The 13388-nt window shown below is 65.5% G+C and carries 12 protein-coding genes; 7 read left to right on the top strand and 5 right to left on the bottom strand.

The window, feature by feature from the left end; translation table 11 throughout:
* Positions 1-121 precede the first annotated feature (121 nt).
* Positions 122-1141 carry a LacI family DNA-binding transcriptional regulator gene (locus ACEN9H_RS17630; RefSeq protein WP_371764946.1) on the top strand — a complete coding sequence of 340 codons (1020 nt, stop codon included), beginning with the start codon at positions 122-124 and terminating at the stop codon, positions 1139-1141.
* Between the two features lie 8 nt (positions 1142-1149).
* On the opposite strand, the gene ACEN9H_RS17625 is transcribed toward ACEN9H_RS17630, so the two are convergent.
* Entirely contained in the window at positions 1150-1896 is a 747-nt protein-coding gene (locus tag ACEN9H_RS17625) for an SDR family oxidoreductase (RefSeq protein WP_413671447.1), read from the bottom strand.
* 112 nt (positions 1897-2008) lie between these two features.
* On the opposite strand from ACEN9H_RS17625, the gene ACEN9H_RS17620 reads away from it, so the two are divergent.
* The 5 genes from ACEN9H_RS17620 (at position 2009) to ACEN9H_RS17600 (ending at position 7410) form a co-directional block, all read left to right on the top strand.
* Entirely contained in the window at positions 2009-2920 is a 912-nt protein-coding gene (locus ACEN9H_RS17620) for a LysR family transcriptional regulator (protein WP_413671446.1), read from the top strand.
* An 82-nt stretch (positions 2921-3002) separates the two neighbouring features.
* A complete protein-coding gene (locus ACEN9H_RS17615) occupies positions 3003-4691 on the top strand; it encodes an alkaline phosphatase family protein (protein ID WP_413671445.1) in 1689 nt (562 codons plus the stop codon).
* A gap of 86 nt (positions 4692-4777) precedes the next feature.
* Positions 4778-6229 carry a Ppx/GppA family phosphatase gene (locus ACEN9H_RS17610; protein ID WP_413671444.1) on the top strand — a complete coding sequence of 484 codons (1452 nt, stop codon included), beginning with the start codon at positions 4778-4780 and terminating at the stop codon, positions 6227-6229.
* Between the two features lie 68 nt (positions 6230-6297).
* On the top strand, positions 6298-6744 hold the full coding sequence (locus ACEN9H_RS17605) for a nuclear transport factor 2 family protein (protein WP_413671443.1): 447 nt from the start codon (positions 6298-6300) through the stop codon (positions 6742-6744).
* Between the two features lie 21 nt (positions 6745-6765).
* Positions 6766-7410: a GNAT family N-acetyltransferase gene (locus ACEN9H_RS17600; RefSeq protein ID WP_160409912.1), complete on the top strand. Its 645-nt coding sequence runs from the start codon at positions 6766-6768 to the stop codon at positions 7408-7410.
* Here the strand turns inward: ACEN9H_RS17600 and ACEN9H_RS17595 are convergent.
* Positions 7337-8509 carry a helix-turn-helix domain-containing protein gene (locus ACEN9H_RS17595; RefSeq protein ID WP_413671442.1) on the bottom strand — a complete coding sequence of 391 codons (1173 nt, stop codon included), beginning with the start codon at positions 8507-8509 and terminating at the stop codon, positions 7337-7339. The genes ACEN9H_RS17600 and ACEN9H_RS17595 overlap by 74 nt on opposite strands.
* A 46-nt stretch (positions 8510-8555) precedes the next feature.
* Entirely contained in the window at positions 8556-9941 is a 1386-nt protein-coding gene (locus tag ACEN9H_RS17590; protein ID WP_413671441.1) for a polysaccharide deacetylase family protein, read from the bottom strand.
* 431 nt (positions 9942-10372) lie between these two features.
* On the opposite strand from ACEN9H_RS17590, the gene ACEN9H_RS17585 reads away from it, so the two are divergent.
* A complete protein-coding gene (locus ACEN9H_RS17585; protein WP_413671440.1) occupies positions 10373-11308 on the top strand; it encodes a hypothetical protein in 936 nt (311 codons plus the stop codon).
* A gap of 95 nt (positions 11309-11403) precedes the next feature.
* Here the strand turns inward: ACEN9H_RS17585 and ACEN9H_RS17580 are convergent, their stop codons facing one another.
* Together ACEN9H_RS17580 and ACEN9H_RS17575 are read right to left on the bottom strand one after the other, a co-directional pair.
* Complete coding sequence (locus tag ACEN9H_RS17580) at positions 11404-12546, bottom strand: helix-turn-helix domain-containing protein (RefSeq protein ID WP_413671439.1); 1143 nt, start codon at positions 12544-12546, stop codon at positions 11404-11406.
* Between the two features lies 1 nt (position 12547).
* Positions 12548-13339 (bottom strand): AraC family transcriptional regulator, encoded by a 792-nt coding sequence (locus tag ACEN9H_RS17575; protein WP_413671438.1) that lies wholly within the window; start codon positions 13337-13339, stop codon positions 12548-12550.
* Positions 13340-13388: the final 49 nt, after the last annotated feature.

The raw sequence follows: 13388 nt of genomic DNA, 5'->3' as shown, positions 1-13388 counted from the left end.
CGGCAGGGTGTCAACACCATTTTTTCCTTCCAAGCATCAATGCTACATGTCAAACGGGCATGTCTGGTGTATATTCACGAGCTTCGCGGCAGCCGCCGTGTAACGATGCAGGCCGAAACGCATGAAAAAGGATTCCAGCAGTTCGCCGATGGTCACGGTCCACGAGGTCGCCCGTGTGGCGGGCGTGTCCGCGGCGACGGTCTCGCGCTTCCTGAACGGCACCGCCAAGGTGTCGGAGGAAAAGCGCCAGGCCATCGAAAGCGTCATCGAAAAGCTCAATTACAAGCCCAATGTGCTGGCCCAGAACCTCAAGACGGGCAGCTCGCGCACGATCGGCGTCCTGACGCAGTCGCTCGTGTCGGGCTACTTCGCCGACGCCATGGCCGGCATCGACGAGGCCCTGCAGGGCACGGGCTACGCGCCGCTGATCGTGTCCGGCCACTGGCATGCGGACGAGGAGGCCGAGCGCATCGAGCTCCTGATCGCGCGCCGCGTGGACGGCCTCGTCATCCTGAGCGGTAAATTGAAGGATGCGCAGATCCTGAAACTGTCGCAGCGCGTGCCCATCGTCGCCTTCGGCCGCGACCTGAGCGCGCCGCGTGCGTACGGCTTCTGCCTGGATAACTATTGGGGCGCGTGCGAGGCGGTGAGCTATCTGATCGAGCAAGGCCACCGCAACATCGCGTTCATCACCGGCCCGTCCGACCATCAGGATGCGCTGGCCCGCCTGGCCGGCTACCGCGACACGCTGGCGAAGCACGGGATCAAGGAGCAGCAGCAGCTGATCGTCGGCGGCGACTTCCAGGAATCGAGCGGCCTGCTGGCCGTCGAGCGCCTGCTGGAATCGGGCCAGCGCTTTTCCGCGATCTTCTGCGCGAACGACCTGACCGCGTACGGCGCCCGGCTGGCGCTGTACCGGCGCGGCATCCGCGTGCCGGAGGACATTTCGGTGATCGGCTTCGACGACCTGCACAGCTCGATGTACACGACGCCGCCGCTGACCACCGTGCGCCAGCCGCTGTTCGACGTCGGCAAATGCCTGGGCCGCGCGATCGTCAAGATGATCGGGCACGAGATGCTCGACATCGAGGTGCCGCAGCTGAACCTCGTCGTGCGCGAGTCCGTCAAGCGCGTCGACTGAACCCCGGTTTACGCTGCGAAGCCGCCGTCGACCGCCAGGTCCGACCCCGTGACGAAGCTCGCCTCCGGGCTCGCCACCCAGGCGACCATCGCCGCGACTTCTTCCGGCCGGCCATGGCGCGGCAGGGCCATGAAGCCGTGCAGCGATTTGCCGAAATCCGTGTCGGCCGGATTCATGTCCGTATCGACGGGCCCCGGCAGCACGTTGTTGACGGTGATGCCGCGCGGCCCCAGGTCGCGCGCCAGGCCTTTCACGAGGCCCGTCAGGGCCGACTTGCTCATCGCGTACACCGCGCCGCCGGCGAACGGCATCCGCAGCGCGTTCGTGCTGCCGATGTTGATGATGCGGCCGCCGTCCGGCAGGTGGCGCGCGGCCGCTTGCGCCGCGGCGAACACGGCGCGCACGTTCACGGCGACCGTCTTGTCGAAGTCGGCGAGCGAGAATTCCGTCACGTGGCCGCCGAGGAAGACGCCCGCGTTGTTGACGACGATGTCCAGCCGGCCGAATTTGCGCGCGGCCGTGTCGATGGCGGCGGCGAGCGCCTGCGCATCGGCCACGTCGGCGCGCAGCGCGAGGGCCCGGCCGCCGGCCGCTTCGATGCGGCCGGCCAGCGCCTGCGCGGCGTCGTCCGATGACTGGTAGGTGAAGGCGACCGCCGCGCCGTCGCGCGCAAGACGCTCCACGATGGCCGCGCCGATGCCGCGCGATCCGCCGGTGACGAAGGCGACTTTGTCGTTCAGGTTCGTGTTTGCCATGATGCTCTCCATTCGGTTGGGGTGGTTGATGTCTGCAGTATCATTCCAACTCCCGGTTCAAACTAGCCGGTCAAAAAGCACAAGACTTTCAACCCTTAGTTAAAGGTCGGCCATGGAGCATCTGGATTCCTTCATCTACAGCGCCGAGGACGGCGGCTTTTCGGCGGCGGCGCGCCGCCTGGGCCTGACGCCGGCCGGTGTCAGCAAGAACGTGGCCCGGCTCGAGGCGAACCTGGGCGTGCGCCTGTTCCGGCGCAGCACGCGCAAGCTGAGCCTGACGGAGGAGGGCGAGCAGTTGCTGCGCGAGGTGGCCGAGCCCTGGCACCGCATCCAGGACGCGATGGCCGTCGTGCGCCAGGGCGCCAACCGCGCCGCGGGGCCGCTGAAGGTGGCGATGGCGCCGGCCGTCGGGCGCATGCATTTCGTGCCGATGCTGGCGGAATTCCGCCGCCGCTATCCCGAGGTGCTGCCCGACCTGCACTTCGATAACCGCCAGGTCGACCTGATCGCGGAAGGGTTCGACGTCGCGATCGGCGGCGGCGTCGAGCTGCCGCAGGGCGTCGTCGCGCGCGAGCTGGCGCGGGTGCGCATCGTGCTCGCGGCGTCGCCCGACTACCTGGCCCGACGCGGCACGCCCACGCATCCGGACGACCTGGCCGCGCACGACGGCATCGCGCGCCGCTCGATCCGCACGGGCCGGCTGCAGGTACTCACGCTGCGCGACGACGCGGGCCGCGTGGCGCCTTACGATCCGCGGCCCGTGGCCGTGCTGGACGATCCGGAAGCGATGGCGCATGCGGCCGCCGCCGGTCTCGGCATCGCGCTGCTGCCCGCGCCGCACGCTGGGCCGCTGCTGGCGGACGGGCGCCTCGTGCGCATCCTGCCGGACTGGTATGCAGAGACGGGGCCGTTGTTCCTCTACTATTCGAACCGGCGGCTGCTGCCCGCCAAGACGCGGGTGTTCGTCGATTTCGTCGTCGAGCGTTTTCGGGCGCTGGGGTTGGCGGCGCACTTCGCCGGCTGACCTGCCTGTCACGGAACTGACATCTGGCCTTAATACAATGTACGATTGCCAACACCAGCAACCCGACAGAAAGACCGACCGCATGAGACCGTCCTGGCTGAAGACTTCGCTCACCCTGATCACCTGTTCCGCGCTGTGGCTGCCCGCATTGGCCCCCGCCGCGGGCGCCGACAAGCCGGCCGCATCCGGCCAGGCCGCCGCGCAGGTGAAGCCGCCGAAGCTCGTGGTCGTGGTGGTCATCGACGGCCTGCCGGCCGAGCAGGTCCAGCGCTACCGCGACCAGTTCGGCCCCGGCGGCCTGCGCCGGCTGCTGGAGCAGGGCGCGTCGTTCACGGATGCCCATCAGGCGCACGGCATCACCGTGACGGCCATCGGCCACTCGGCCGTGCTGACCGGCGCGTATCCTTACCGGCATGGCATCATCGGCAACAACTGGATCGCTCCGGACGGCAAGCAGGTCTATTGCACCGAGGACACCCGTTACCACTACATCGACGAAGAGACGGACCCGCACGACGGCACGTCGCCCGCGAACCTGCGCGTGGACACCCTCGGCGACCAGTTGCGCTACGCCACCGGCAACCGCAGCAAGGTCGTGACCGTGTCCGGCAAGGACCGCGGCGCGATCCTGCTCGCGGGCAAGACGGGCACCGCGTACATGTTCATGGACAAGACGGGTGACTTTGCCAGCAGCACCTATTACATGGACAAGTATCCGGCCTGGGTCGAACGCTTCCGCGCTTCGAAACCGCAGGACCGCTACTATGCGAAGTCGTGGAAGCCGCTGCTGGACGACAAGGCCTACGCGGACGACGCCCCGTACCCGGAAGCGACGACGTCCAGGCCGAACCGTTTTCCTTTCACGTTCTACAGCGAGAGCGGCAAGCCGGCCGCCGACTATTATGGCCGCTTGAAGGTGAGCCCGGCCGTGGATGAACTGACCCTCGAGTTCGCGGAGGCCGCGGTCGACGGCGAGCAGCTGGGCCGCAATCCGACCGGCGCGCCGGACCTGCTGGGCGTGAGCCTGTCCGGCCACGATTACGTGAACCACGCGTACGGCCCGGAAAGCCGCATGTCGCACGACCACCTGCAGCAGATCGACCGCAAGATCGGCGAATTCTTCGCGTTCCTCGACAAGCGCGTGGGCCTGGACAACGTGCTCGTCGTGCTGACGGCCGACCACGGCTTCGCCAACACGGCCGAGTTCGCGCGCACGCAGCATGCGGACGCGCTGCGCGTGAATCCGAAGACGCTGCTCCAGAACCTGAACGCCGCGCTGGCCGAACGCTTCGGCGGCGCGAAACTGGTCAAGACGTCGCTGCTGCCCGACATCCACCTGGACGACGACGCCATCGTCAGTAGGGGCCTCGTCCGCGCCGACGTGGAAAACGCCGCCGCCCGGTTCCTGCTGGCGCAGCCGGGCATCTCGGCAGTCTTCACGCGCACGCAGCTGGAGCAGGGCGTCGCCGCGACATCGCGCCTCGGCACGCTGATGCAGCGGGCGTGGAACAGCCAGCTGTCCGGCGACCTGCTGGTGGTCACGACGCCGTACACGATCTTCAGCAGCGGATCGTCGGGCGCGAGCCATGGCACGCCGTGGCAGTACGACACCTCGGTGCCGTTATTGATCATGGGCAGGCGCTGGATCCGCCCGGGCGAGCAGGCCGGCTATGCGGAAGTCGTCGACATCGCCCCGACGCTGGCGCAGATCCTGCACGTACGCCGTCCGGCGGGCGCGGAAGGCCGTGTGCTGAAGGAGGCGCTGCGTTGATGGCGTTCCCTGAAGACGTAACGGGAGACGCGGGAGCGCCGGGGGCCGTTATACTGCCGTCAACGCCACTCAACGCGAGCCCATCCATGTACGCAGCAGTCGACCTCGGCTCCAACTCCTTCCGCCTGCACATCGGCGAGCCGATTGCGGGCCAGATCCACATCGTGCGCACGGCGCGCGACCCGATCCGCCTCGCGGCCGGCCTCGGCCCGGACAATGCGCTGTCCGAAGCAGCGGTCGAGACGGCGCTGCGCACCCTGCGTGACTTCAGCGGCATCCTGCGCCAGTTCCGGCTGGACGCGGTGCGCGTCGTCGCGACCAACACGATGCGCGTGGCCACCAATGCACAGGCCGTGCTGCCGCGCATGGAAGAGGCGATCGGCCATCCGATCGAGATCATCTCCGGCGAGGAAGAAGGGCGCCTGATCTACATGGGCGTCGCACGCGCACTGGGCCGGCGCACCGGGCGGCGGCTCGTGATCGACATCGGCGGCGGCTCGACGGAAGTGATCGCGGCGCACGGCGACGACATCCATATCGTCGAATCGTTCAGCACCGGCACGCATCCGCAGAGCGCCACGTATTTCCGCGGTGGCCACATCAGCGCGGACGCGTTCGAGACGGCCGTCAACGCGGCGCGCGCCCAGTTCGAGGACCTGGCCGACCAGTACCGCCAGCATGGCTGGGATGCGGTCTACGGCTCGTCGGGCACGATGCGCGCGATTAACGAGGTCATCTCGCGCAACCGGATCGGCGACGGCACGATGTCGCTGGCGAGCCTGCTCGCGCTGCGCGACAAGCTGGTCGAACTCGGTCACGTCGACGCGTTCGACCTGCCGGGCGTGAAACGCGAGCGCGTGATCGTGATGACGGGCGGCCTGTCGATCCTGATCGGCGTGATGCAGGAGCTGGGGGTTGCCGCCATGACAGCGATTAACGCCGGCCTGCGCCTCGGCGTGCTGTCCGACCTGGAACTGCGCGCCAACCGCCACGACCGCCGCGACCTGGCCATCCAGGACTGCATGCGCCGCTTCGGCGTCGACGCACAGCGCGCCGCGCGCACGGCGGCCATCGCGAAGACCCTGTTCGACAAGCTGGCGCCGCAGGACGAAGCCGTCGTCCACCACCTGCTGCGCAGCGCCATGCTGCACGAGGTGGGGCAGGCAGTCTCGCACACGGGCGCGCACAAGCACGCGGCCTACATCGTCGAACACGCCGACCTGCCCGGATTCACGGCGCGCGAGCAGCGGCTGATGAGCCTCATCGTGCTGGGCCAGAAGGGCAACCTGCGCAAGGTGCGGGAGGTATTGGGCGTGCCCGACCTGTCCAAGGCGGTGCTCGCATTGCGCCTTGCCGCCGTGTTCATGCACGCGCGCGTGGATGGCGACGTGGACGCCGTCCGCCTGCGCATGAAGGGCCGGATCGACATCGAGACGCCGCGCGGCTGGCTGCGCCAGCACCCGACGGTCGCCGCCTGGTTCGAAAAAGAGGCGGAGGCGTGGAACGACGTGGGCGTGCCGTTCAGCGTGACCACCTGACCACCCTTGAAATCCCCGGCGCGGAAGCGATACTGGAAGTCCGATCATCGACTTTCAGGAAGAGGATCATGAACGAGCAAGCCAACATCAGCCTGATCAAGCAGGCGTACGACGCGTACGGCAGGGGCGACATTCCAACGCTGCTTGGCCTGGCCGCGCAGGACATCGACTGGGAACTGCCCGAGGTGGAAGGCATTCCGTTCAGCGGCAAACGCCATGGCGTGAGCGAGATGGCCGATTTCTTCCGCATCCTGGCCGAGTGCCAGGAACCGCGCGAATTCCAGCCGGACCGCTTCATCGCCCAGGATGACCAGGTGGTCGTGCAGGGCCACGGCACGTTCGTCGTCAAGGCCACCGGCGCCGAGTTCAGCGGCGACTGGTGCCATGTCTTCCGCGTCGCCGGCGGCAAGATCGCCAGCTTCAAGGAATACGACGATACCCACCAGGCCGCCCAGGCCTACCGGCCGCGGGGTGCCGGCGCGGGCATCACCACGCCGCAGCCGTCTGTTCATTAACGCTCTGCTATCATGGGGGACATGAACCCCGTCCCCCTCGCAGGCCGCCACGTGCGGCTCGAACCGTTCGACGAGACGCTCCGTGCACCCGTGCGCAGCGCGCTCGATTGCGACCCCGACGCGTGGCGGCTGTTCGCGATCAACGGGCAGGGCGACGGCTTCGACGGCTTCTGGGACAGTCTCAACGCGCAGGTGGCGCAAGGCGGCTGGATCGCCTACGCCATCCGCGCCGTCGCGACCGGCGCCGTCGTCGGCACCACCAGCTTCCTGAACATCAAGCCCACGCGCCAGACCGTGGAAATCGGCGGCACGTTCATCCATCCGGACGTGCGCTCCACGTCCGTCAACGCGGAAGCGAAATACCTGATGCTGGCGCACGCGTTCGGGAGCGGCATGCGCCGCGTCGAGCTGCTGACGGATGCGCGCAACGTGCGCAGCCAGGCCGCCATCGCGAAACTGGGCGCCGCGCGCGAAGGCGTGCTGCGGCGCGAAAGAGTCACCTGGACCGGGCACGTGCGCGACAGCGTGCTGTTCGCGATCACCGACCTCGACTGGCCGGACGTCCGGGCGGGTCTGGCGCGCCGGCTCGGCGTCACCGCTCCGGCAGGCCCATGCGGGTTCCGTGACGCCGGAACGCCCCGGGCGTGCAGCCATATTCTTCCTTGAACAGCTTGTTGAAGTACGAGACGTTCGCATAACCGACCGCGAACGCGATGTCCGCGATGGGCATGCCGGCCTGGTCGGTCAGCAGCCGCGCCGCTGCCGTCAGCCGCAATTGATTGACGTAGGCCGTGAAGGTCATGCCGAGCTCCGACTTCAGGATCTCGTTGATCTTGTCGCGGTCCGCGCCGATCCGCGCCGTCACCGTGCCCATGTCCAGGTCGGGGTTCATGTAATGGGTGCCGATGTAGTGGAGGATGGCGGCCTTTTCCTTGTCCCTGAACGGTTCCAGGGTCAGCTGCCGGTAGGCGACGAACTGCCTGTCGTTGTTCAGTTGCGACTGCAGGCTGGCGACGAGCGCCCGCGCGTGTCCGTGCAGGAACCAGGCGGCGAACGCGCCCCAGCCGATCACCGAGATGACCGCCAGCGCGACGGCGTAGCGCTCGTCGTGGCCGTGCAGCGTGAATTCGCTGATCTCGACCCTGGAATCGGTGTCGCGCGGACTCTTCTGGGTGACGCCGAACACGAATCTGCCGACCTGCCCCAGATCGTAGGACTGGCGCGCCGGGTCGACCTTCGCCGTCTGGAACCACCATGGAGGAATCGTCAGGCGGGTCAGGTCCAGCGATACCGGCGTTCCCTGCTCGCTGCAGGAGAAGTAGGTGAGCGGCGACGGGTAGGTATGAAACAGGCCCGGCGTCGAGATGCCCGGGGCGAACGTGGACAGGCTGAACAGCAGTGAATTGGCGGGCGCGCATCGGGCGACGAACGTGACGGTGGTGTACGTCGACAGGTCCGCCGGCCCCGCCTTGGCCTGGCCATCTTCCAGCAGCATTTCGGCCGCCACGTAGGGATAACTGGCGGCGGGCGTGACCCGGAAGTCGAAGCGAAGCGCAGCGCGGCCCGGTTCCAGGATGCGAATGGTCGACGTGCCACCCAGGATGGCGTCCGTGATGACGTCCGGGCGCCAGTGCACGCCGCCTCGTTCCCTGGGAATGAGCGAGGCGGACGGGTGGCTTTGGCGGATGCAGAACCAGGCGACCAGCGCATCGGCCACCAGGACGAGGATGAGCGCAACCAGCGCCTTCTTGTAGAACTCTTGCATGGGCCTCGTTCGTGATTCTCCCGCGCGGGGAGAATCATTGTAGCCGCTACTGCGTCCAGCTCAGCGACTGCGTATCGAGCGACACCTCGTAGTAGCCGCGGCGATCCCAGGCCAGGGGCTTGCCGTTCTGCGACAGCGTGCCGCCGTTCACCACGACGCGCAGCTTGCGGCCCGACGGGAAGTCGGCCGGCAGCGTCCAGCGCCAGGTCGTCACGCCGGCGCTGGCGGTGGGCGTGGCCGCCTGCAGCAACTGCTGGCCGCGCCAGTAGGCGCCGACGTTGACCACGCTGTCGATCCATACCGTGCCCAGCGCCTTGGCATGGGCCATGTTGCCGGTGACCGCGCCGATGTCCACCCCGCCGCCCCAGTCCTGCGTGGTGGGCAGCAGCGTGTGGAACAGATAGATCATCCAGCGGCCCTGGTTCGCGGCGCTGTCGAATTTGGACGGGTCGCCCGGGAACTCGGCGAGCGGCAGGTTCTGCGCGTCGCTGCCCGTGCCGGGCGCCACCATGCCCGGCCACACGCCGCGCGAAACGAGGAAGCGGGCTGCGGCCGCCGCCTTGTAGTCCGTGTCGCCGAACGGGTAGGCGGACGTCCAGACGGCGGACTGTCCGAGCTTCGTGCGGATGTAGACGCCGGTGTCGTCGAACTCGGCCCCGGCGCTGCCCAGGCTTGCCGGACAGGTATTCGGATCGTTGTCGGTCAGTTCGGCGGCCCGGCAGTGGTGGGTCGTGTGGTTGCCGATTTCCGAACCCTGGGCGACGGCGTCCTTCCACGTGGCGTCGTAGTTGGGATACCAGTTGGCGACCGGGTTGACGTAATACGTGACGCGGACGCGCTGCGCCCTCAGGTCCGGATAGTGATCGATCTGCGACGGCTGCGAGTCGTCGAAGGTATAGGACAGGGCGGCCTTGAAGCCGGCCCAGTCGAGCACGCGCAGCCCGGGCTGCCCCGTGGTGCCGCCGGGCCGGACCACGTCGCTCGCCGCCAGCGGCAGCGGCAGGCCGGCCGCGCCGCCGTCGTTCCACGGAAGCACTTGTATCTTCAGCGGGGCCTGGCTGGTGCGCTGGCCGTCGCTGACCTGCACGCTGAGGTCGTAGTCGTTGTGGCCATCGGCGTCGCCGGGATGCGCGGTGTCCGGCGCCTGGCGGAACGAGAGCGCGCCGGTCGCCGGATCGATCTTGAAGCGCGCCGCATCGCTGCCGGCGATGGACCACGTGGCGGTACGCCCGCCGGCGACGGTCGCCGTCGGGAGCAGGAAGGTCGCGGTCAAGCCTTCATGGACGCCCAGGCTGGCCGGCACCGACAGGACGGGGGCGGCCGCGGCCGCGCCGCCGGCGCCCGCCTGCACGTCGGGCGCGTTGATGACACCGCTGCCCCCGCTGCAACCGGACAGACATGCCGCGAGCAGGGCAGGGATGGCGGCTAGCATGTGGTATTTCCTGTTCAAGATGGACTCCTCCAATCGATATTCTTGGCCCTCGATCGTAGGCATCTGCCAGGCGGCTCTCTAACGCTTATTGCGGAAATTCCCGGTGTGTGCAGAAATTTGCATGAATTTCGGCAGATTTTTTTAGATGGCGAGACAAAAGCGTTCGCCATGCTGCTGACAGAGGAGCGAGCGAGCCAACGAAAGGTCCGCGCAACTTATCTTGGACATGAAATCGTCATTTCAAGCGCTTGCTATAAAACAAAAATTTGCGGCCTGATCGTTGCGGATTTACAATCACGGAAGCGATATGGCACTCGGCCGCAATTATGCCGGGCGGGTGTTTTTCATGGCCACTTGATTTTTGATTCGAGGACGCCCCTGCATGGGCTGCGTACTTGTCCACTTCTACTTTATTTACTCTCTGCTATATCATGGCATTTGCTGGAAAACTGCGCACGCGTCGTAAAGCCACCCCTGGTTCGAATTCTACAAGCAAACCCGTTGCTTCGAAAACAAACGTCGTCTGTTATCCGCGCACCGTGCAGGAGCAAGAATACGCAAAGAAACAGCGAGAGCGAATGCTGGAATATAAAGTTGGTGCGTTGGATAATAGCGGCAATACGATCAGTAGAATTTATTCAAGGGGCGACGATTTTTTAATCTATGAAATTGCAGATCAGAAGGAATCAGAATCGTTTCGTGTTCTTGTCGATACTCAGCTGGAAGAAGATCCAAACGGCTATGTTCGTCAGTATGAAAAGATAAAGCCCGAGCTCGGAGAGTTCAGGTCAATTCTTTATAAGGGAGTGTACGACAAGTCAATCAAGCACCGCGCAGCCGCAGCGGTGTCGACGGCAATTCGCGGCGATATTGATACAGCTCGCCAAATATTTCAAAAGATTAATAAGCAGGTTCATGAAGAGTATGAGTCCATCTCATCTGGGCGCATGCGATATGTCGGCGCCGCATTTGTTTTGGTTTGTATTTTCATACTCGTTTCTTTCATTTTATATGTCTGCCGGGCGGGTTCGTGGATTTTGCATATTCCTCTAGTCAAAAATTTCTTGTATGCGGCGACTTTTTCATCAGTGGGAGGGTTTGTTTCTATATGCATGAATTTGCGCGAGATTGAGTTTGAGCGGGCCTTGAGCTCTTGGAAATATTCGGTTTATGGTGCTCAACGAATCTTGCTGGCGGCTTTCTTCGGTGTCATAGCGTATCTCCTGATTGCCAGTGATGTATTACTTTCATTTTTAACAAAATCGCCGAATAGTTATCTGGCGATTATGGCGATCTGTGTAATTTCCGGATTCAGTGAAAAACTCATTCCTAACGCATTAAGGCGTCTGGAATCCAAAGAAGATTGATTTGTCGCGATCCGTCATGGCTGGGGCCGAGTCAGGTCACGCTGACTTTGCAATATCATTGATTGGATAACCGCAGAGCAACTGAAGGGGCGGTATCAGGCGTCGTAATAGTCGGAAGTCATTTCGCGCTTGTTTGCTAGCCTCCTGAACTCCCTGGGAGAACAACCGTATTCTTCCTTGAACAGCTTGTTGAAATACGAACCATTGGCATACCCCACCGAATACGCGATTTCTGCCACGGTCGCACCGGCTTCATCGGTCAGCAACCTGGCCGCTTCGGTCAACCTCAGCTTCTTCAGGTAGCCGGCAAATGTCATGCCGAGTTCCGTCTTCAGCACGTCATTGACTTTGCCGCGGGTCGCGCCCGTGCCGGCGGCGACGGCGTCCAGGTCCAGTCCGGCTTGCGCGTAATGGGTCGCGATGAAGCGCAGGATGGCGGCCTTTTCCTTGTCCTCGAACCGTTCGACGGTCAACTGGCGGTATGCCACGAACGACAGATCCTTCCTGAGCCGGGCCGCCACCGTCGCCCCGAGGGCGCGCGACTGCGCCCGGAAGAACCCGATGCCGAAGGCGGTCCAGCCGGCCACCAGAACCGTCGCCAGCGCGACGAGGTAGCGGTCGTCGCGGCCATGCAGCGTGAGATCGCTGATCTCGACCTGCGCATCGAGCCCGTGCGGGCTGTACTGGCTGGCGCCGAATTCCAGCTTGATGACACGGTCCAGCGCATACGACCGGCGTGCGATGTCGACGTGTTCGGCGTCGTACCACCAGTCCGGAATGGACAAACGCGTGAGATCCAGCGAGACCGGCATGCCTTTCTCGTTGCAGGAAAAGAAAGTCATGGCGGGCTTCGCGACACCACCTTCGAGCACGGCGATGTTGAGGGTCAGCGCATTGGCGGGCGCGCATTTCGCGAGGAAGGAAACGGTCGAGTACTTCGACAGATCCGCCGTCCCATCGAATTGCAGCGCCGCCCACGCCCAGGGATGCGGGATGGCGTCCGCTACCCGGAAGTCGAAGCGGAGCGATTGCCGCGTGGCGTCCTGGATGCGCACCGTCGACGCGCCGCCGAACGGGGCGTCCGTGATGGCGGCGGCGTGCCAGTGCGGCGCCGTGCGATCCCGCGGCAGGAGCGAAGCGGACGGCGCGCTGCGATGGATGCAGAAACCCGCGATCAGCGCGTCGGCGGCCAGCAGCAGCACGAACGCGCCGAGGGCCTTCCGGTAAAAGTGCTGCATGTCAGCGCTGCGCGAAAAACGCCGACGGCGAACAGCCGAACGTCTTCCTGAACATGTGCGAAAACGCGGACTGGCTCGTGTAGCCCAGTTCTTCCGCCACGCGCGCCAACGGCATCCCGCGCGCGATCAGCGGCGCCGCATGCGCCAGCCGCACCTGCTGGCGCCATTCGGTGAAACTCATCCCGAGCTCCCGCTCGAACAACCGCGCCAGCGTGCGTTCGGAGGCGCCCACCTGGCGCGCCCAGTCGGCCAGCGTGTGCGTGGCGCCCGGTGCGTCGAGCAGGCGTTCGCACAGGCTTTGCAGCCGCTTGTCGCGCGGCAGCGGCACGCGGATCGGCAGCGCGGGCGAGAGCGCCAGTTCGTCCAGCATCAGTTCGGACAGGAGCGTCGCGCGCGGCGACGGTTCCAGCTGCGGCAGTTGTTCCAGTGCGAGGATCAGTTCGCGCAGCAGGGTCGACACTTCCAGCACGCGGCATTCCTCGCCAGGGAAGGGCGAGCGCGCGGCGTGGATGCGCACGGGACGCAGGCGCACGGGTTCGAGCACGGTGACCTCGTGCACGACGCCGGGCGCCGTCCAGATCGCGCGCGACGGCGGCACGATCCAACTGCTGCCGGCGGCCGTCAGGCGGATCACGCCTTCGCGTGCATAGGTCAGCTGGCCGAACGTGTGCGTGTGCGGCGCAACATTATCCAGCGCCACCAGGTCGCGCGCCGTCAAGGTGACGGGCCGCGCCGGCGTGGGATCGAAGCAGTCGGGCAACGGCTGCGTATGGTGGACGACGGGAATGCTCACGGATGGCCGATTCTCGATAGAAGTTGTCCTGCTATCGTAATTCAGCCGT

This window comes from Massilia cellulosiltytica (genome assembly GCF_047325105.1).
GTDB classification, from domain to species: Bacteria; Pseudomonadota; Gammaproteobacteria; order Burkholderiales; family Burkholderiaceae_D; genus Telluria; species Telluria orientalis.
Note: the sequence above shows the minus strand (reverse complement) of the source record. Positions and strands in the feature narration are given on the sequence as shown.

What these genes read in the sequence shown, in the direction of transcription:
- ACEN9H_RS17620 (WP_413671446.1), top strand. Translation starts at nt 2,009, where the DNA reads ATGGAGCATCTGGATTCCTTCATCTACAGCGCCGAGGACGGCGGCTTT.
- ACEN9H_RS17585 (WP_413671440.1), top strand. Translation starts at nt 10,373, where the DNA reads ATGGCATTTGCTGGAAAACTGCGCACGCGTCGTAAAGCCACCCCTGGT.
- ACEN9H_RS17600 (WP_160409912.1), top strand. Translation starts at nt 6,766, where the DNA reads ATGAACCCCGTCCCCCTCGCAGGCCGCCACGTGCGGCTCGAACCGTTC.
- ACEN9H_RS17605 (WP_413671443.1), top strand. Translation starts at nt 6,298, where the DNA reads ATGAACGAGCAAGCCAACATCAGCCTGATCAAGCAGGCGTACGACGCG.
- ACEN9H_RS17625 (WP_413671447.1), bottom strand. Translation starts at nt 1,896, where the DNA reads ATGGCAAACACGAACCTGAACGACAAAGTCGCCTTCGTCACCGGCGGA.
- ACEN9H_RS17590 (WP_413671441.1), bottom strand. Translation starts at nt 9,941, where the DNA reads ATGCTAGCCGCCATCCCTGCCCTGCTCGCGGCATGTCTGTCCGGTTGC.
- ACEN9H_RS17595 (WP_413671442.1), bottom strand. Translation starts at nt 8,509, where the DNA reads ATGCAAGAGTTCTACAAGAAGGCGCTGGTTGCGCTCATCCTCGTCCTG.
- ACEN9H_RS17630 (WP_371764946.1), top strand. Translation starts at nt 122, where the DNA reads ATGAAAAAGGATTCCAGCAGTTCGCCGATGGTCACGGTCCACGAGGTC.
- ACEN9H_RS17610 (WP_413671444.1), top strand. Translation starts at nt 4,778, where the DNA reads ATGTACGCAGCAGTCGACCTCGGCTCCAACTCCTTCCGCCTGCACATC.
- ACEN9H_RS17615 (WP_413671445.1), top strand. Translation starts at nt 3,003, where the DNA reads ATGAGACCGTCCTGGCTGAAGACTTCGCTCACCCTGATCACCTGTTCC.
- ACEN9H_RS17580 (WP_413671439.1), bottom strand. Translation starts at nt 12,546, where the DNA reads ATGCAGCACTTTTACCGGAAGGCCCTCGGCGCGTTCGTGCTGCTGCTG.